This is a genomic window from Proteus sp. PR00208 (genome assembly GCF_016238545.1).
Taxonomy (GTDB): Bacteria; Pseudomonadota; Gammaproteobacteria; order Enterobacterales; family Enterobacteriaceae; genus Proteus.
Genome location: NZ_JAEHQE010000011.1, coordinates 97,075 through 115,675, shown reverse-complemented (window position 1 = coordinate 115,675; position 18,601 = coordinate 97,075). Strand labels below are relative to the sequence as shown.

14 protein-coding genes, 1 other RNA gene and 1 pseudogene are annotated in these 18,601 nt (G+C 39.4%); 11 read left to right on the top strand and 5 right to left on the bottom strand.

Annotated features, from left to right (window positions below; translation table 11 throughout):
* The 3 genes and pseudogenes from JEP36_RS09690 to JEP36_RS09680 form a co-directional block, all read left to right on the top strand.
* Window positions 1-1,550, top strand: a pseudogene (locus JEP36_RS09690) (TonB-dependent receptor); the annotation flags it as partial.
* 63 nt (window positions 1,551-1,613) lie between these two features.
* Window positions 1,614-3,323 (top strand): ABC transporter ATP-binding protein/permease, encoded by a 1,710-nt coding sequence (locus JEP36_RS09685; RefSeq protein ID WP_198630135.1) that lies wholly within the window; start codon window positions 1,614-1,616, stop codon window positions 3,321-3,323.
* Window positions 3,313-6,111: a M16 family metallopeptidase gene (locus JEP36_RS09680; protein ID WP_198630134.1), complete on the top strand. Its 2,799-nt coding sequence runs from the start codon at window positions 3,313-3,315 to the stop codon at window positions 6,109-6,111. Before JEP36_RS09685 ends, JEP36_RS09680 begins: the two co-directional genes overlap by 11 nt.
* A gap of 139 nt (window positions 6,112-6,250) precedes the next feature.
* Here the strand turns inward: JEP36_RS09680 and JEP36_RS09675 are convergent, their stop codons facing one another.
* Complete coding sequence (locus tag JEP36_RS09675; protein WP_198619294.1) at window positions 6,251-6,667, bottom strand: DoxX family protein; 417 nt, start codon at window positions 6,665-6,667, stop codon at window positions 6,251-6,253.
* Between the two features lie 270 nt (window positions 6,668-6,937).
* Between JEP36_RS09675 and JEP36_RS09670 the strand changes: the two genes are divergently transcribed.
* Window positions 6,938-8,956: an oxidoreductase gene (locus JEP36_RS09670; protein ID WP_198630133.1), complete on the top strand. Its 2,019-nt coding sequence runs from the start codon at window positions 6,938-6,940 to the stop codon at window positions 8,954-8,956.
* Between the two features lie 105 nt (window positions 8,957-9,061).
* On the opposite strand, the gene sstT is transcribed toward JEP36_RS09670, so the two are convergent.
* Complete coding sequence (gene sstT / locus JEP36_RS09665) at window positions 9,062-10,315, bottom strand: serine/threonine transporter SstT (protein WP_198630132.1); 1,254 nt, start codon at window positions 10,313-10,315, stop codon at window positions 9,062-9,064.
* Between the two features lie 713 nt (window positions 10,316-11,028).
* On the opposite strand from sstT, the gene JEP36_RS09660 reads away from it, so the two are divergent.
* The 5 genes from JEP36_RS09660 (at window position 11,029) to JEP36_RS09640 (ending at window position 13,540) form a co-directional block, all read left to right on the top strand.
* A complete protein-coding gene (locus JEP36_RS09660) occupies window positions 11,029-11,688 on the top strand; it encodes a DedA family protein (protein ID WP_109371893.1) in 660 nt (219 codons plus the stop codon).
* Between the two features lie 267 nt (window positions 11,689-11,955).
* Window positions 11,956-12,261 (top strand): DUF883 family protein, encoded by a 306-nt coding sequence (locus tag JEP36_RS09655; RefSeq protein ID WP_098941181.1) that lies wholly within the window; start codon window positions 11,956-11,958, stop codon window positions 12,259-12,261.
* Window positions 12,262-12,267: 6 nt separating this feature from the next.
* The gene (locus tag JEP36_RS09650; RefSeq protein WP_160229968.1) at window positions 12,268-12,678 is read left to right on the top strand and encodes a phage holin family protein; all 411 of its coding nucleotides are present in this window, start codon (window positions 12,268-12,270) and stop codon (window positions 12,676-12,678) included.
* Window positions 12,659-12,964: a YqjK-like family protein gene (locus JEP36_RS09645; RefSeq protein WP_232797544.1), complete on the top strand. Its 306-nt coding sequence runs from the start codon at window positions 12,659-12,661 to the stop codon at window positions 12,962-12,964. Before JEP36_RS09650 ends, JEP36_RS09645 begins: the two co-directional genes overlap by 20 nt.
* 183 nt (window positions 12,965-13,147) lie before the next feature.
* Window positions 13,148-13,540, top strand: a complete 393-nt coding sequence (locus tag JEP36_RS09640) for a DoxX family protein (protein ID WP_023580968.1) — start codon at window positions 13,148-13,150, stop codon at window positions 13,538-13,540.
* An 85-nt stretch (window positions 13,541-13,625) separates the two neighbouring features.
* Here the strand turns inward: JEP36_RS09640 and JEP36_RS09635 are convergent, their stop codons facing one another.
* On the bottom strand, window positions 13,626-14,528 hold the full coding sequence (locus tag JEP36_RS09635) for a LysR family transcriptional regulator (protein ID WP_023582840.1): 903 nt from the start codon (window positions 14,526-14,528) through the stop codon (window positions 13,626-13,628).
* Between the two features lie 113 nt (window positions 14,529-14,641).
* On the opposite strand from JEP36_RS09635, the gene JEP36_RS09630 reads away from it, so the two are divergent.
* A complete protein-coding gene (locus JEP36_RS09630) occupies window positions 14,642-15,346 on the top strand; it encodes a pirin family protein (protein ID WP_198619292.1) in 705 nt (234 codons plus the stop codon).
* 67 nt (window positions 15,347-15,413) lie between these two features.
* On the opposite strand, the gene rnpB is transcribed toward JEP36_RS09630, so the two are convergent.
* Both rnpB and rsmI read right to left on the bottom strand, forming a co-directional pair.
* Window positions 15,414-15,789: RNase P RNA component class A (gene rnpB / locus JEP36_RS09625), an RNA gene on the bottom strand.
* Between the two features lie 60 nt (window positions 15,790-15,849).
* Window positions 15,850-16,728 (bottom strand): 16S rRNA (cytidine(1402)-2'-O)-methyltransferase, encoded by an 879-nt coding sequence (rsmI, locus tag JEP36_RS09620; protein ID WP_023582842.1) that lies wholly within the window; start codon window positions 16,726-16,728, stop codon window positions 15,850-15,852.
* A 61-nt stretch (window positions 16,729-16,789) separates the two neighbouring features.
* On the opposite strand from rsmI, the gene JEP36_RS09615 reads away from it, so the two are divergent.
* Window positions 16,790-18,547 (top strand): penicillin-binding protein activator, encoded by a 1,758-nt coding sequence (locus JEP36_RS09615; RefSeq protein WP_198625955.1) that lies wholly within the window; start codon window positions 16,790-16,792, stop codon window positions 18,545-18,547.
* The last annotated feature ends 54 nt before the right edge of the window (window positions 18,548-18,601 follow it).

Genomic DNA, 18,601 nt, shown 5'->3' with positions numbered 1-18,601 from the left:
GTTATTTATTCTCAGGTTCTGTCTATAACTCAGGCTATGACAACGAACATAATGGTTTAAGTTTTACCGCACTTTATAAACACCAACTTGATCTTGGTTCATTGGAATTAACGGCGGGTTATCAAAACCTTGAAGATAAGCGTACTAATGATCAAGACTACTTTATCACCATTAAAGATTATACCGATTGGCAAAACCCACAGCAGGTTAGCAGTGGTGGTCAAGGTGATCTGAAAAGTAGACAAGAAACCTATAACGCAAAAAGTATTATGCGATTTAACCCTGTTGAATGGGGTGCCGTGAGTCACCAGCCAACGACAGGATTTGAGATTAGCCGAACTAAAGGCTCTTATATCCGCGACAAAACCTATTACAACTACACCTATACAGGTTCCACATGGGATAATCAGTGGATGGGTTCATTGCAGCAAACAACGCGTTTCTTAGCGGGCACATATGATGCTTCGTATACTAACTACGCTATTTATCTCGACGATAATATCCAATATAAACGCCTCACATTACGTCCTGGTATCCGTTTAGATCGTGATGATTTTGTTCAAAAAAATAATATTTCTCCACGTTTAAGCGGAACTTATGATCTTTGGGGAACAGGTGATACCTTAATTATTGGTGGTGTAAACCGTTATTACGGTCGTTCCATGCTGACTTACGCACTGTATGGCGCACAAAATGCAGGCTTACAGCACTGCTATTTCTCTTGTGATAACAACAATCCAAATGATTGGGAAAACCGTACCGACTTTGAAGGTGTTGATTCTCTCAAAACACCGTATAACGATGAAATTACGTTAGGTTTACAACAAGAAATTGTGTCTACAACTTGGCGTCTGCAATACGTTCATCGTGAAGGTCGTGACGAAGTCCGTAGTGATACAAAATACCCGAATGACAAAGACAAAATAAGAATTCGTCACTTCAATAATAATGGTCGCAGCACTCACGATACCTTAACGCTTTCAGTGAAAAACAGTCAGCCTTGGGAATTAGCCCAAGCAGATCATGTTTTTAATGCTTCTATTAGTTGGCAGAAAAGCAAAACCAATACCCCTAAAGATTCTGGTTACGCCAATTTCGATCCTAGTTCACAAGGAATGAACTATGACAAAGTTTGGTATGACGGAAAAATCATCAATGCCAAAGACTTACCTTCTGGCAATTTTAACTCACCATTAAAAGTCACGGCTGAACTCACCAGTGTTTGGGATGATTGGGATATTACTTGGTATAACCGACTTCAATGGAATGGTGCTCGTTCACAAGCAGAAAAAGTCAATAATGGCGCGCCAAAACCAAGTGAATATGGTCCATTATTTGAATACAAAAAACGTAATTACAGTAGTCGTTTTACTTGGGATACCAAACTGGGTTGGAAACCTGAATTTGCTTATGGTGTCGGTATTTCTGTTGAAGTGAATAATGTCCTTAACACCAAAAATGTGGCTGACTACTTCACTTACCAAGATAAAGATTACAAATCTTATGAACCAGGTCGTCAATTCTGGTTACAAGTCAGCTACGACTATTAATAAATTGACGAAGTTAATGTGAGCAACCTAGTCGATAAACAATAAAAATATGACCAATAAGCAATGAAAACAATAAAACAATTTTTCTATTTAGTTTCACCTTTTTGGGGGCGGCGTGCCGCCCTTTACTGCTGGTTTCTGTTGATTGTCTCATTAACCTTAACCCTGTCATCGGTTTGGTTTAACGTCAAAATGAATGAATGGAATGGCAGTTTCTATAACGCATTACAACAACTTGACGGACAAGCGTTATACAAGCTCCTTCAACAATTTGTCATTATTATTGCGGGATTAATTACTGTGGTAGTAATGGGCGATTTTTTACGCCAAAAAATGGTCATTCGCTGGCGAGAAGGCATGACTGAACAAGTGCTTGATCGCTGGTTATCAAAAAACAGTAAACACTATATGTTAAGACTCACTTCTCAAGAGCCTGATAACCCAGATCAGCGTATTGCAGAAGATATTCGTTTACTGATCGAATCAACAATGCGTTTAACCGTGACATTTTTGCACTCGTTACTCACGCTTATCTCTTTTGCCACCATTCTTTGGTCACTGTCTGGCGCTATCTCTTTCACATTAGGTGGTAGCGAGTGGACAATTCCTGGCTATATGTTCTGGGCTTGTATTGTGTATACCATTATTGGGATCACTATTACGCAGTTTATTGGTTCGCCACTGCGTAAAATTAATATGGATAAACAGCGCAAAGAAGCTGATTACCGTGCTGCTCTCATCACCCGTAAACAACATGGCGATGCAATTGCAGGCCAACGTGGTGAAATCAGTGATCGTAATGAATTAATGGGCCGTTTTTTAGGGGTTATTCATAACTGGAATAACCTTATCCGCTACGAAAGAAATCTTGCATTCTTCACTGTGGGCTACCAACAAGCTACTGCAATGGCGCCAATTATTTTTGCCTTACCTAAATTCCTTGCTGGCGAATTAATGCTAGGGGGATTAATGCAGTTGAGACAAGCATTCTCTAGCGTTGCGGGTGCATTAAGCTGGTTTATTTTCTCCTATAAAGAGATTGCTGCATGGCAAGCAACGGTGACGCGTCTTTACAATTTCGTAGTGCTTTTAGAGCACGATCATGAGCCAGAAGTCACTGATTTAAATGATAAACAGATTAAGTTGAAAGCCAATCTTTCTCTATTTATGCAAGATAACAGCCTGTTAATCCAAGATATTAACTTCTCTGTAAAAGCGGGTGAATTAACCGTTATCGAAGGTTGTTCTGGTTTAGGTAAATCAACACTGCTTAGAGCATTAAGTGGACATTGGCCTTATTTCAAAGGGGAAATTCAACGCTCACCAAATGTGTGTTGGATCCCACAACGTATGTATCTGCCTTTTGCGCGTTTAGATAGTTTGCTCGCTTATCCTTATCAGCCTAATCAATTCTCCGCCAAAGAGTACGAAGAAGCGCTTCATTTGGTGGGCTTAGATAAAATAAAAAATCAACTTTCACTGGAAACTGATTGGACAACACGCCTATCAGGTGGTGAGCAACAACGCCTTATTTTTGCCCGTTTATTACTCAATAAACCAGAGCTTATTTTACTAGATGAAACCACATCAGCACTTGATGAACAAAATGCATTAAGCATGTTGAAGTTGCTAAAACAACATCTGCCAACTGCGGGTATTGCCTTAGTCAGCCACCAGCGCTTTACACATGTGATTGCAGATAATGTGCTTTCATTAAAAGCCTCTACCGTATCCTCCTCTCAACCTGCTGGAGCTACCGAATATGTATCGTAATTTACTGATTGTTTCAGTCAGTCTTTCACTTTTAGGGTGTGCTGCAAGCACCCCTAATCAAAATGACAAAAATACGCTATCTCTGCGCCCTGATGTTCGCCATTTTACATTAGATAATGGTTTAGACGTCTACTTACTGCAACGCCAACAAACTGGCGTTGAAATGCGTCTATTAGTGAAAAGCGGTTCTGTGCAAGAAGATGAAAAGCAACTTGGTTTTTCACACTTTACCGAACATATGGCGTTTAAAGGCACCACACACTTTCCGGGTACAACGGGCTTTAAACAACTTGAAAGCCTAGGCATGAAATTAGGTAGCCACGTTAATGCAGCAACTAGTTTAAATGCAACTACCTATAAATTGTCATTGCCGAATGCAAATCCCATCCAAATTAAAACAGGGCTAAAAATCTTATCAGATTGGGCATTTGAAATGACATTTGACCCTATTGAGTTTGATAAAGAGCGCCCTGTTATTGTTGAAGAATGGCGTTTACGTCAGGGGATTGGTTTTCGAATTAACCGCCAGTTAGAAGAATTGCGTTATTACGGTAGCCGTTATCTGGATCGTGATCCTATTGGTGATTTAGACATCGTTAAATATGGCGATGTAAAAGATGCGAAACGTTATTATGATGCTTGGTATCAACCAGAAAGAATGGCTTTAGTGCTGGTGGGTAACTTTAATCAAGGCGATGCAATCGCAGATATTAAACAACTGTTTAACGCTAAAAATAGCGAGAACAAAGGGATTGACGACCCATCTTGGCACAACTTTATCGATCATAAAGATTTACTCGTTAAGACTATTTTCGATAAAGAACAAGGCTCACGTATTTTGCAATTTACCTTGCAACGTACTTTGCCTGCACCTTTAAATAGCCGCCAAGGTCAATATGAAGACCTAATGGATTCATTATGGCTATCGATTTTAAATCAACGCTTCTCAACTATCGTCGATAATGGCTTGATTGCGTCCATTAGCGCTAATGCGCAAGGCGCAATGTTAGACTCTCGCCGCTCACAGCAATTGATGATTGCGCACCCTAAAGGTAATGATTACCAAGGCGCATTAGATATCTTATTTACCGAAGTTCAACGCCTAGCCTCTGTTCCGGTAACTCAAGAAGAATTAGATAATGCTCGAAATGCGATGTTAAAGCGTCTAAGTCAACAAGCAGCGGGCGAAGAACGTTACGAGCACGATTATTTAGCCAATCAAATTACCACCGCGATCGAATTGGAGATGCCAATTCAAACAAAAAAACAGGCATTAAATTTAAGCTATCAACTCATCAATAAAGTGACACCTGAAACACTTGAACACTATTTTGCTCAATACCTAAAACAAGCATCACCACGAGTGGCGGTTATTGGCCCTGATAGTGATGCCAATGTATTTAGTGCAACTAAAGCAGCACAACGTTGGCAAGAAATTAGACAATCAAATCCAGGTGCATTTACGTTAAAAACACAAGCCGTTGTGTTAGATATCAAACCTGAACAAACAGGCTCCATTGTTTCAACGCAATCACTGCCGATTGAAAAAACACAAGAGTGGACACTGAGCAATAACGTAAAAGTGATTGTGAAAAATGACAGTTATCTTAAAGATAATATTCAAGTTTCACTGCGTATTCCGGGTGGTTCATCCCTTGAAACCAATCAAAGCTTAGGCATGGTGCAATGGGCATTAAAATTACCTGAAGTCAGTGGATATGGTCATTATAACGCTCGCGAATTAACGTTATTTACCAAACAACACCAAATTAGTTTACGCCCTTACAGTGAACTATTATTCCACGGTTTCCGTGGTGAAGCGCCCATTGATGAATTGGAAACTTTACTCACGTTAATGCACTTAAAAATCACATCACCGCAATTTAATGGCGAGAAATTAGAGCAACAAAAACAAGCGATGGCATTAGGCATTTCAAAAACGCCTGTTGAACGCACGTTCTTAGATAATATCAATAAAGAAAGTTATCAAAATGGCGATCGTTTAGTGGTTTCTCCTCAAGGTGCTTGGAAGCAGTTTACTGCCCAACAATTACAGCAAACCAACCAAATGATTTTAGGGCAACCTGCTGATATGACGTTAGTTATCAGTGGTCCCGTGAACCTTAATCAAGTTAAACCGTTAATTGAGCGCTGGATTGCGAGTCTGCCAACACGTTCAGAGCAACGCTTATTTTGGGCAGATCCCGCTATTAATCCTAAACTCACCTCGTTTAGCAAAACATATCCTATTGCAAGTAGTGATAAGAGCATGATTAGCATTCAATATGCAGCGCCTGCTCAATGGTCACAGCAACAAGTATTAGCGCTAAATTTACTCGATACGGTGATCAGCCAACGCTTAAGACTTAATCTACGTGAACGTGCTGGAGGAATTTACTCTCTTGGTTTCTCTGAAATGTTAACGAAAGTCCCTACAAGCTACTATACTGGCCGTTTAAACTTTACAGCATCACCTGAGCGTGCAGATGAATTAATCACTCTCGCGCGTAAAGTGGTCAACGAAGTTAAGCAGTCAGGCATTACAGATAAAGAGTTACAAGAGGCTAAAAATATCTGGCTAACTGAAAATTCACAAGTAAATGACAGTGCAAGCTATTGGACAGATGCCCTTGCACAAGTTGCAACTGATGACCAGCAGTATCAGCGTTTACTTACTGACCCTGCCATTATAAAAACATTAAGTGTTAACGATATAAACCAAGTAGCTCGTCAGTGGCTAGGCGAAAATGAAAAAGTATTTAAATTAACGCCACCAAATCAAAAATAAAAACGACTTTAGTTTATAAACGATAATTAACTACGTTGTCGAAAACAAAACGCCCAGTTCAAGATAAAACTGGGCGTTCATTCATCAATTTTAATCAAGTTATAAAGATAACATTCAAATTTATTGATTATTAAATTTATTAATCCTTTTTAACAGCGAAACGACCGCTACCTAAAAACATGACAGCAATTGCCGCAAATAAATAGAAGCCCGCGCTTTCTGGTGCCCATCCCCCTGTTTTAGGGTTTAGTGCAAATAAATCACCTGAGTGCACCATCAGTACAGCAACAAACATTGTACCCGCTAAAACCAGCGCTGAAGCACGAGTAAATAAACCAATAATCAATAGAATAGGCGCAACAACTTCTCCAATCACTGTGCCATAAGCAATAAATGCAGGTAGATTAGCATTAGCCAACATTCCCTGAATACCTGCTAATCCACCCGGTTCCATTTTATGAAGTCCATGTAATAACATTAAAACGCCAAGAGAAACACGTAATACCAATTTACCCAAGTCAGAACAGTCAACAAGTTGATTAAATTTATTAATCATAACGTCTCCAAATTCAAAATAGTGAAGTGTGTTTTTAATACGTATTAATAGGTACACTACATTATATGATGAAATATTATGAATGAGTGTGATTTTTATTATCACTATTTGTTCTCATTAACTAATCACTTAGATTATTATTGATTTATAGCCCGCCATTCACCTTTTCCATGATTAAGATCACAACTTATTAACATAATAAACTCTTAATCACTCACTTCTCGTTATGCTAATAGATATCTCATCTGACCAGTATAAAAAGGGTATCTGATGGCACATTATTCTCATCTATTTTCGCCTCTTGATTTAGGGTTTACCGTACTTAAAAACCGTATTCTTATGGGCTCTATGCATACTGGACTTGAAGAAAATCCGAATGATGCCCCAAAACTTGCACAGTTTTATGCCCAAAGAGCCGCGGCAGGTGTTGCACTAATAGTGACTGGAGGGATCTCTCCCAATAAACAAGGCGTGTTATTGCCACACGCTGCAACATTGATGTCTGAAAGCCAACTGGCAACTCATCAACTTGTTACTGATGCGGTTCATCAACAAGACGGTAAAATTGCATTACAGATATTGCATACAGGCCGTTATAGCTACCAACCTAATTTAGTTGCACCTTCAGCTATTCAATCGCCAATCACCCCGTTTATGCCAAAAGCCATGAGTCATGAACAAATCGAACAAACCATCAATGATTACATTCATTGTGCTCAATTGGCTCAAAAGGCAGGTTATGATGGTGTTGAGATAATGGGATCGGAAGGCTATTTAATTAATCAGTTTTTAGTCAGACAGACTAATCAGCGAGACGATCAGTGGGGAGGAAATATCGAAAATCGTTGTCGCTTTGCTTTACGTATTCTTGAAGGCATTAAGAAAGCCGTGGGTGAGGCGTTTATTATTATTTACCGCCTTTCTATGTTGGATTTAATCAAAGATGGCGCAGAGGCATCAGAGGTACTTTATCTTGCCAAAGCCATTGAAAAAGCGGGCGCTACAATGATTAATACAGGGATCGGTTGGCATGAAGCGCGAATTCCGACCATTGCCACGATGGTACCAAGAGGCCAATTTGCGAATGTCACACGCGAATTAATGGGAAAGGTGAATATCCCACTGATTACATCAAACCGAATTAACACACCACAAACCGCAGAAGCTATTTTAGCTGAAGGCTGTGCTGATATGGTTTCAATGGCTCGCCCTTTCCTTGCTGATCCTGAGTTTGTGCTTAAAGCACAACAGGGGCGCGAAGATGAAATCAATACTTGTATTGCTTGCAATCAGGCATGCCTTGATGAAATATTTTCAGGTCAAACCGCCTCTTGTTTAGTTAATCCCTTTGCTTGTCAAGAAACCGAACTTCTGGTTATTCCAACTCAACAACCTAAAAAACTGGCTGTTGTTGGTGCGGGACCCGCGGGATTATCTTTTGCGGTAACCGCCGCGAAACGAGGCCATCATGTCACACTGTTTGAAAAAGAAGATGTGATTGGTGGTCAACTTAATATCGCCAGTCAAATTCCGGGGAAAGAAGAATTTCAAGAGACATTACGTTACTTCAAACGACAATTACAACTCACGGGAGTCATTGTTAAAAATAATACCGAAGCCACTCCTGAACATCTTGAAAACTTTGATGAGGTGATTTTAGCAAGTGGCGTTAAACCTCATATTCCTGAGATTGAAGGACTTGATGAACCCATTGTGAAATCTTATCTCGACGTTCTTAAATACCACCAGCCAGTAGGTAAAAATGTCGTGATCATGGGGAGTGGCGGAATTGGCTTTGATACCAGCCTTTATCTCACGCAAAAAGGGCAATGTAGTAGCCTAAGTCCTTGCGCCTTTAATAAAGAGTGGGGTATTGATCCGACACTTTCTTATCGTGGTGGCATAAAACCCGCAAATCATTCAAAAGACGATACTAAACACATTGTTATGACACAGCGTAAAGCAGGGAAAATAGGTTTAAGCTTAGGTAAAACAACGGGATGGATACATCGTTTAACGCTAGAGAAAAAAGGCGTTAAATTTTTAACCCATTGCAACTATCAAAGGATCACACCAGAAGGTCTCATTATTGAACAGGATGGAAAGCAACAGCTTATCCCTGCTGATAATATTATATTGTGTACAGGGCAACGTGCTTATCACCCATTACTTACGCCTTTAGAAAAAGAAAACAAAACAGTTCATCTTATTGGTGGAGCAAAAGATGCCAGTGCATTAGATGCAAAACGCGCTATTAGGCAAGGCACAGAACTCGCCCTTGAAATTTAATCAATTAAAGTTAGCAAGACAAAAAGAAACCCCACAAAATGTGGGGTTATATTTTTTTATTAATTATTATTTTTACTACTCTTCCTGTCTTACTACTTACCCTTTTTACCCATTATTTTTTTCAGTTAATGGATTTTCTGAAATACGATTATCTTCAGCGATACAAACTGTTGCAGTAAACAGAACGTCAGTTGATGAGTTCAGTGCGGTTTCAGCTGAATCTTGTAACACTCCGATCATCACGCCCACAGCAACCACTTGCATAGCGATATCATTGCTAATACCAAACATGCTACAAGCCAGTGGAATTAACAGTAAAGAACCACCTGCAACACCTGATGCACCACACGCACAAATCGCAGCAACAAGACTTAACAATAACGCAGTTGGAATATCGACTGGCATACCCAGTGTATTAACCGCAGCTAATGTCAAAATAGTGATAGTGATTGCAGCACCACCCATATTAATGGTTGCACCTAATGGAATTGAAACAGAATAAGTATCTTCGTTTAAATTCATACGACGACACATTGCCATATTCACTGGAATATTTGCAGCTGAGCTACGTGTAAAGAAGGCAGTTACACCACTTTCACGCAAACATGCCCACACTAATGGATATGGATTACTACGGATTTTCCAAAATACGATCAGTGGATTCACGACTAAAGCAACGAACAACATACAGCCAATCAATACAGCAAGAACTTGTAAGTAACCTGCTAAGACTTCAAAGCCAGTTGTTGCAATCGTTGATGACACTAAGCCGAAAATACCGATAGGCGCTAAACGAATAACAACACGCACTAAATTAGTTACTGCGTCAGCTAAATCTTGCGTTAAGGCTTTAGTAGTATCACTTGCGTGGCGTAATGCTAAACCAAGCCCGATAGACCACGCTAAAATGCCCATATAGTTACCATTGATAAGCGCATCAACAGGGTTTGCAACCACATTAATTAATACGCCTTTAAGAACTTCAGCAATATTTTCAGGTGGTGACAATTGTGATTCGTTAACAACTAGCGTTAAAACTGATGGGAATATAAAGCTGGCAACAACTGCGGTTAACGCAGCAAAGAACGTTGCTAACAGATATAAAATTAATACAGGACGAATATTAGATTTTTGCCCTTGACGGTGGTTTGCAATTGAAGCCATAACCAGCACCCAAACTAAGATAGGGGCAACAGCTTTTAATGCACTAATAAACAGAGTACCTAACAGGCTCATCATTTTGGCAGCTTCTGGCGCTAACCAAGCAAGTAAGATCCCTGCGACTAATCCCACGAGAATTTGTTTAACGAGACTTCCCTGAAAGAACAGGCTGAAGACTCTGGATTGTTGTTTATCCATAGCTATTCCATTACTTAAAATAATATTTAAAAAAGGCATTTTTGAGTGTTTGCAATGCCAGTATAAGGAATTGAATCGCGCTGAAAAGCTGATTATGCAAAATATACAGCATTAACCATTTTTGTTAACAATAAAATAACATAACTGTGATCATAATAGGATTTTGTTCTTTTTAATAGACCAACATGAAATGAAAGAAATTATTATTATCAGTAAGTTATACATAGTCACCTTACTTATTTTTTATTTTGTTTCTCTTCTTTTAGATTTTCTTAATCAATTAATAGTCTTTTTTATTAACATTATCGCTAACAATTATTCTCTCTAGCCCTTCTTGATTTGAATAAATAATAAACAAGATAATGCTTTATTTTTGCACAATTAATATTAAAAACTTATCTTTTATGAACGCTATAAAATAGAGAACACCTCTTGGTATTATCCCTCATCTTAAGCTTTTCTTTTTTAAAAGCGCCTATTCTGAACTCAAAAAGAGATTAGATGTCTATTTTTCGAGATCCAATATCCATGTATAAATAGTGTCGTCATCCAGTTAAAAAATTTTCTGTCTAGTTTTTCATGATTTTGTTAGAGTGTTGCTGTTTTAAACAATGAAAAATAGACCCTATGAAGTAGAAAACGGGTAAATAGATTACAACACCTATTGATTCTATATTTACCCCCAAATGACTCAGTTTTAGGAAGCCTTTTATATGGAAATCGTAAGAGAGCTATTCTTGGCGCTATGGCACCAAGATTACGAAACCTTAGCTAATCCTTCATTAATATGGATTATCTACATTTTATTATTCACCATACTATTCCTAGAAAACGGAGTATTGCCCGCAGCTTTCTTACCAGGAGATAGCTTATTAATTTTAGTGGGCGTGTTAATTGCTAAAGATACAATGGATTTTCCATTAACCTTACTTATTTTGACTGCAGGCGCGAGCCTAGGCTGTTGGTTGGGCTATCTTCAAGGGCGATGGCTTGGAAATACTAAATTAGTACGCAGTTGGCTATCGCATCTGCCAGAACATTACCACCAACGTGCTCATGGGCTTTTTCATCGTCATGGCTTAGCCGCACTGTTAATTGGACGTTTTTTAGCCTTCGTGAGAACACTGTTGCCAACAATTGCAGGTCTTGCTGGATTAAACAACACGCGCTTTCAAATCTTCAATTGGTTAAGTGGGCTTTTATGGGTTGGTATACTGACCACGTTAGGTTACTTATTAGGTAATAGCCCGCTCTTTCGCCAATATGAACACCATTTAATGAATATCCTTATGCTATTACCAGTTTGCCTATTAGTTATGGGATTAATTGGTAGTATCTGGGTTGTGATTAAAAAGAAAAAGAAAGTGAGCTAAAGCGCTGCTTTTTCTAATAATATCAAGATATTCTGAATACAAAATAGAGTCATAAAACTCATACTTAAAGCCTGTTTCAGATAACTGAACAGGCTTTTATTTTATGGGTGACCTCTTCTTTTTTTATCTCAAGCAATACAGTAAATATTCCCGTTTAATTAAGACTTTTCTCTTTTTTACCTCGTTACATCAATATTTAATTTTATTAAGAGATAAAATTGGTCTATGGTTATAAGTATTAACCTGTCACTATTAAAGGAGTTAATTATGTCTCATCAACGTTCAAATGAAGATCTGCGTAGTGAATTGAAATCTCTTGCTGATACTCTAGAAGAAGTGCTGAACTCCTCTGCTGATAAATCCAAAGAAGAAATCCAAAGCTTACGCGCAAAAGCTGAATCGGCAATCAAAGGTTCTCGTGCAAAATTGAGCGATGCCGGTCGTGAAATTGTCGATAACACCAAAGAAATTGCAGGCAAAGCAGACAACTATGTTCGTGAAAATCCGTGGACAGGTGTCGGCATTGGTGCTGCAGTTGGTGTTGTTCTTGGTGTTCTTCTAGCTAAACGCTAATCACCCATGAGTGATACGCAAAGACCACAGGGCCCCGCATCTGGGGTTCTGAATTCTCTCAGTAAGATTGGCGCTATCATGATAGGCATGGTTGAAACACGCCTAAACTTGATTGCCGTTGAGCTAGAAGAAGAAAAAACCACGCTTATCCAGCTTATTTTAATGGCTGGTGTTACTTTGTTGCTCACCGCTTTTGGCTTAATGAGCCTACTTATTCTGATTTTTTGGGTTATTCCACCTGAATATCGAGTCCATGCTTTAGCCATCACAACCGCTACTTTACTTTTTTGTGCACTGATTGGTGCCATCATGACATTAAGAAAAGCGCGAAATTCCACCTTGTTAGGCGATACTCGCCAGCAATTGGAATTAGATAAACGTCTTTTGGAGCAATATCATGATGAACAAACAAAATAAGCAGGCGATCCTCGCAAGACGTAAAAAGCTGTTGTTGAATAAAATTCAGCAACAGCGCTCTGATTTAGGGCAAAGCACGCAAACTTGGCTTGATGTGACTGAGCCTTATGATAAAGCATGGAGAATTATCATTTCGTTAAAACCCGCGCTTTTAGTGGGTGCCAGTTTTATTTCTCTTTACAGCATTAAACATCCTAAAAAAATCATACGATTAGGACAACGTGCTATCGGTGCAATTGGTTTAATTCGTACAATCCAAAAGTCCTTCAAAAAAACCTCAGATTGAACATCAATTTTTTTGTCTAAGAATGTTAATTCTTCTTAATATCCTCTTTACTCAACTCACATTATTATATATCTCACAACGTAGCCGTGGTTATTAAATCTAAAAACAGAAAAATAGCCGACGAAAATACAATACAAATCGATATACATTGCAAATAATAGAGTTTAATTAGGAATAAACATCATGAAAAAATTTGAAGATATTGCGTTATTAATTGCCCGCATTTTAATGCCAATTTTATTTATCAGCGCAGGCTACGGAAAAATTGGTGGTTACGAAGGTACACAGCAATATATGCAAGCAATGGGTGTTCCAGGTTTCTTATTACCACTGACTATTTTATTAGAATTAGGCGGTGGATTAGCAATCTTATTTGGTTTCTTAACTCGCACAACAGCAATCTTTACCGCGGTATTTACTCTTCTAACCGCACTACTGTTCCACAGTAATTTTGCTGAAGGCATGAACCAATTAATGTTTATGAAAAATATGACAATCGCAGGTGGATATTTATTACTGGTTATCACTGGTCCAGGTAAATGGAGCTTAGATCGTATTTTCAATAAAAATTGGTAATAACGAATTTAGAAACAAAAAAGATCCTCTAGGGGATCTTTTTTTGTTTTAAGCATAAAATCTAAAGATTATCTGAGCTTCAAAACTATTTTTTATTGTTCGCAAAGAGTTTAGGTATTTCACGTAAACACCACGATTTTGCTTCGCCCATGCTGTCTCTTCGCCATGCCATAATAATATTATTTTCATGGTGATATTCAGGGCCAACAACACGTAAACGCCCTTCTTTGATATCATCTTCAATTAAATCAATTGGCATCGTCGCCACACCTAAACCCGCAATTAAAGCACGGCGTTTATCTTCAATAGAACTGACCGTTAAGCGGCGCTGTTTATCCAATAGTAGCACAGTTAAAACTGGGCGCTCTCTTGCGGTATCTGCAATAGCAATGCCTCGATATTTTAAGCGAGTTTCTTCGGCTAATGGCTCAGGTTCGTTATGGATGGGATGATCTGGGCTGGCGACATAAACGCTAGTGGTATTGTATAAAGGACGAAAGTTGATTTCTGATGAAGTGCGAAAATGCATATCAGGTGAAATCACAATATCACATTTACCGCTTTCTAAGCTTTCCCAAGCACCTGCTAAGACTTCAGTCACTAAAGAGAGTTGGGTATTGGATTTTTCAGCTAATTTATCAACCAAAGGAAAGAGTCGAGATGCAGGAGTAAGTGCTTCACAAACGATAGTGATATGAGGCTCCCAACCTCTTGCTAAGGCTTCTGCGTCTGACGTTAATTTGTCAGCAGCCTCAAGTAATATGCGTCCTCTATCAAGCAGCATTCTGCCAACATTAGTAAATTTAGTTCTATGGCCAGAACGGTCAAAAAGGACAACGTCTAAATCTTCTTCTAATTTTTGCATGGTATAACTGAGTGCCGATGGAACTCGATTTAGTTCATCAGCTGCTGCTGCAAAACTCCCTCTACGATCAATGGCATCCATCACTCGTAAAGATTCCAACGTAATTGCTTTGTCTTTACTCATTATACTTATCTCTATCAAATAATTTGATTATTGGCACCAGATTAACTTGCTAACAATAGACAGTCCATACCTCTATGATAAATATATTGATAATCTACTCGAAAAATACCGCTATGATAAAATACAGAACAGCACAACAATGTGGTAAAGCGGATTATGGTTGGCTACAAGCTCGCTACACATTTTCCTTTGGCCACTACTTTGACCCTCATTTTTTAGACTATGGCACGCTAAGAGTTCTCAACCAAGAAGTGCTTGCCCCAAATTCTGAATTTAAAGCAAAGACTTATCCTCATGTTGATGTGGTTAACTTGATCCTTCAAGGAGAAGCGACATACCTTGATAATATGGGACGTACAGTGACGGCAAAAGAAAATGAGTGCTTACTTATTTCACCGCATAATACTGATACGTATATAGAGAAAAACAGTAGCCCTGATACACCGTTAACCCGTATTCAGTTGTGGTTAAATGCGTGCCCACAACAAGAAAGTTTAGCTTCACAAAAATTGGCTTTAGATGAAAACTTAAAATATCAATTGTTAGCTTCACCTACCGGTGATGATGGCTCATTAATATTAAGGCAAACAATTTGGCTTTATCATATTCATTTGCAAGCAGGCGATGAAATTACGCTACCAATAAAAGGACAGAAAGGCTTTTTACAATCCATAAAAGGTGGCACCTATTTGCAAACATCAACACAAGAAAATGGGCAAATTCAGTGTGGTGATGGAGCTTTTATCCAAGAGAGCCACAGTATCACGTTAAAAAGCTCGGCTGAGTTTCGTGGCTTGTTTATTGATATCATTTCGTGATAGTTGATTTGGATTGGCTTAAAAACAGAAAACCCTCGAAACACAATGTGAATCGAGGGTTTTTTATGAGGTGAGTTGACCGTTAAGCCGGGTTCTGTCGTGGACAACCATTCATCTAGGCCAGAACTTGCGCGCTGGCTCCAGCAACCTACCCGGGTTCAATGCGGGCCGCACCATAAGAACCCCTATTTGGTCTTGCTCCGGGTGGAGTTTACCATGCCACAAACTGTTACCAGTTGCGCGGTGCGCTCTTACCGCACCCTTTCACCCTTACCTGATCCTGTAAACAGGCCATCGGCGGTTTACTCTCTGCTGCACTTGTCGTAGGCTCGCGCCTCCCAGACGTTATCTGGCACCCTGCCCTGTGGAGCCCGGACTTTCCTCCCCTCTATCCGTCTCCCCCGAAGGGACAACGATAAAGCAGCGGTTGTCTAGTCAACTCAGGGTGCGGATTATAGGGATTTTGGTAGAAAATGTATAGCAAAAGAAGCTAAAAAATCACTTTACTCGTCTTGAGCTTCACCATTTTGCTCAATGACATGTTTATAGAGTGCATTTTTCTTCACGCCATAAATCTCAGCAGTGACTGCTGCCGCTTTTTTCAGTGGTAACTCTTTTTGTAAAATCGCAAGTGTCCGTAATACTTCTGGGGAAAAATCGTCATCAACGGGTTTTTCATAACCTTCAACAATTAATACCATTTCACCTTTACGACGGTTTTCATCTTCAAGTACCCACTTAAGTAATTCACCAACAGGCATGCCTTGAATAGTTTCCCACGTTTTTGTGAGCTCTCTCGCTAATACTACGTAGCGATCTTCACCCCAAACTGTCACCATATCAGCTAAACTATCTAACAGTCGATGTGTTGATTCATAAAAAATCAATGTACGAGGCTCTTCTGATAATGCGCGTAAACAATCTTGACGACTTTTTGTTTTTGCTGGCAAAAATCCTTCATAACAAAAACGATCAGAAGGAAGCCCTGCCGCAGAAAGTGCCGTAATAGCAGCACAAGCGCCAGGTAATGGCACGACATTGATGCCATTCTTACGACATTGATTGACTAAATGATAGCCAGGATCGTTAATTAATGGTGTACCTGCATCAGAGACTAATGCGATACTTAGCCCCTGTTGTAATTTGCTAATTAATTGATCCGCTTTTTGCTGTTCATTATGATCATGTAACGCATACAAACGTGCGTTAATGGCAAAGTGCTGTAATAGAAGCCCTGTATGACGGGTATCTTCTGCAGCAATTAAATCGACATGAGACAGCACATCAAGTGCCCGCTGGGTGATATCGCCCAGATTACCAATAGGTGTGGGTACTATGTACAGTGTGGATGTCGTTACCGCTGCTCGATTAGGTTGATTCATTGTTTATTCCGAATGACCGATTTAAAATTGAGCATAATTATAAAACATCACTGGGTACAGTATGCTTTCCTCAATTTTTGTGCGTTTTAAAACAGGTTTATCCTATACTGCGATACTCTCTGCGTTGATTATGTCAGGTTGTACCCTGACGGGGCAACAAGAACAACCTCTCACTCCAGCTGCAAAAGCAGAAATGGAGATGAAACAATTTCAAAAAGTGATTGATGACGCTCAAGGGCTAGCATCTTTAGATGTTATTAGAGCCTATATTGGGTTAGAAACATTAATTACTGATCCTCAACTGCATCAGAAAAATATTGATGATACATGGCTCACGCTAACCAAACTCACACCAGAGCAACGCCGTGGCGTTGTTATCAAAGCAGATGAAAATACACTGCAAGGTTGGTTAGATTTACTGAATACCTATGAATACAACAAAGATGATGCTGATAAGCTATCAGCGGCAGTCAGAGAATGGCAGACTCGCTATCCTCGTAATCCAGCAGCATTAACCCTTCCAGCAGCATTATTACGTCTTTCACAACCCTCTGTGAGTACGAGTAGCCAAATCGCATTATTATTACCTTTAACAGGGCAAGCGAAAGTCTTTGGTGAAGCTATTCGCCAAGGTTTCCTTGATGCACAAAGTGGTTTACCGCAACCTCAAGCTATGCCAACAGCACCGCAAGAGCCTAAAAAAGATGACAGCCTTGCATCAATTTTAGAAGAGTTGGGCATCAATAATACAGAGACACCAGCAACAGATACGGCAAAAGAAACAACCGAAAATACGCAAGCGACTCAAGATCAAGGAAAAGAGAGCTCAACATTTTCTGGTGATACAACATTACGCTTAGATCCTATTGCACAAAACTCACGCCAAGTGATTGTTTATGATACCAATAGCCAGCCTATTGATGTTTTAATGAAAAAAGTGCAGCAAGACGGCGCTAGCTTAATTGTTGGCCCGCTGCTAAAACCTGAAGTCATGAAGACGATAGAGCTTCAAAGTGGTTTACCTGTATTAGCACTCAATGAGTTAGATAATGTGCCTTCTGCAACCACGGTTTGCTTCTTCTCGCTTTCGCCAGAAGATGAAACACGTAATGCGGCACAACATTTACGTCAGCAACAAAAATCAAACCCATTAATTATTGTTCCTGATAATAAATTTGGTCAAAGAATGGCTCAAACATTTGCTGATGAGTGGCAACGCACAGGTGGTGGCACCGTTTTACAACAAACTTTTAGTTCTGTTGATAGCTTAAAAGCCTCTATTAACCGTGGTGTGGGTATTCGTATGACAGGTACGCCTGTTCTACCAACAGCTAATGCACCTTTACCATTAGAGACACAATCTATTCCATCTGCGGGTGGTGCCATTGATTCGGTTTACATCATTGCCACCAGCGATGAATTAACCTTAATTAAGCCAATGATTGATATGGCGATCAGCACCCAAAAACGGCCACCAATTTATGTTAGTTCGCGGAGTAACCAAGGTGGAACAGGCCCTGATTTCCGTATGGAGATGGATGGTATTCAATTTAGTGATATTCCATTGATGGCTGGCGCTAATTTGCCGTTAATGCAAAAAGCATCCAGCAAGTTTGCGAACGATTACTCATTAATGCGTCTTTATGCCATGGGAATTGATGCATGGTCATTAGCAAACAATTACAATGATCTGACAAAAGGCACATTACGTTTTAATGGTATTTCAGGTTCATTACGTGTTGAAAATAACTGTACTGTTTATAGAGAACTTCCTTGGATGCAGTTTAAACAAGGTAAAATTGAACCTGTGGTACAGTAATACACATATTTAGTTATCATTAAAATAAACCGCCATAAAGGCGGTTTATTTTAT

Bases quoted from the DNA above. Each gene is read 5' to 3' on its own strand.
- JEP36_RS09685 (WP_198630135.1), top strand. From the start codon at position 1,614: ATGAAAACAATAAAACAATTTTTCTATTTAGTTTCACCTTTTTGGGGG.
- JEP36_RS09680 (WP_198630134.1), top strand. From the start codon at position 3,313: ATGTATCGTAATTTACTGATTGTTTCAGTCAGTCTTTCACTTTTAGGG.
- JEP36_RS09675 (WP_198619294.1), bottom strand. From the start codon at position 6,667: ATGATTAATAAATTTAATCAACTTGTTGACTGTTCTGACTTGGGTAAA.
- JEP36_RS09670 (WP_198630133.1), top strand. From the start codon at position 6,938: ATGGCACATTATTCTCATCTATTTTCGCCTCTTGATTTAGGGTTTACC.
- sstT (WP_198630132.1), bottom strand. From the start codon at position 10,315: ATGGATAAACAACAATCCAGAGTCTTCAGCCTGTTCTTTCAGGGAAGT.
- JEP36_RS09660 (WP_109371893.1), top strand. From the start codon at position 11,029: ATGGAAATCGTAAGAGAGCTATTCTTGGCGCTATGGCACCAAGATTAC.
- JEP36_RS09655 (WP_098941181.1), top strand. From the start codon at position 11,956: ATGTCTCATCAACGTTCAAATGAAGATCTGCGTAGTGAATTGAAATCT.
- JEP36_RS09650 (WP_160229968.1), top strand. From the start codon at position 12,268: ATGAGTGATACGCAAAGACCACAGGGCCCCGCATCTGGGGTTCTGAAT.
- JEP36_RS09645 (WP_232797544.1), top strand. From the start codon at position 12,659: ATGATGAACAAACAAAATAAGCAGGCGATCCTCGCAAGACGTAAAAAG.
- JEP36_RS09640 (WP_023580968.1), top strand. From the start codon at position 13,148: ATGAAAAAATTTGAAGATATTGCGTTATTAATTGCCCGCATTTTAATG.
- JEP36_RS09635 (WP_023582840.1), bottom strand. From the start codon at position 14,528: ATGAGTAAAGACAAAGCAATTACGTTGGAATCTTTACGAGTGATGGAT.
- JEP36_RS09630 (WP_198619292.1), top strand. From the start codon at position 14,642: ATGATAAAATACAGAACAGCACAACAATGTGGTAAAGCGGATTATGGT.
- rsmI (WP_023582842.1), bottom strand. From the start codon at position 16,728: ATGAATCAACCTAATCGAGCAGCGGTAACGACATCCACACTGTACATA.
- JEP36_RS09615 (WP_198625955.1), top strand. From the start codon at position 16,790: ATGCTTTCCTCAATTTTTGTGCGTTTTAAAACAGGTTTATCCTATACT.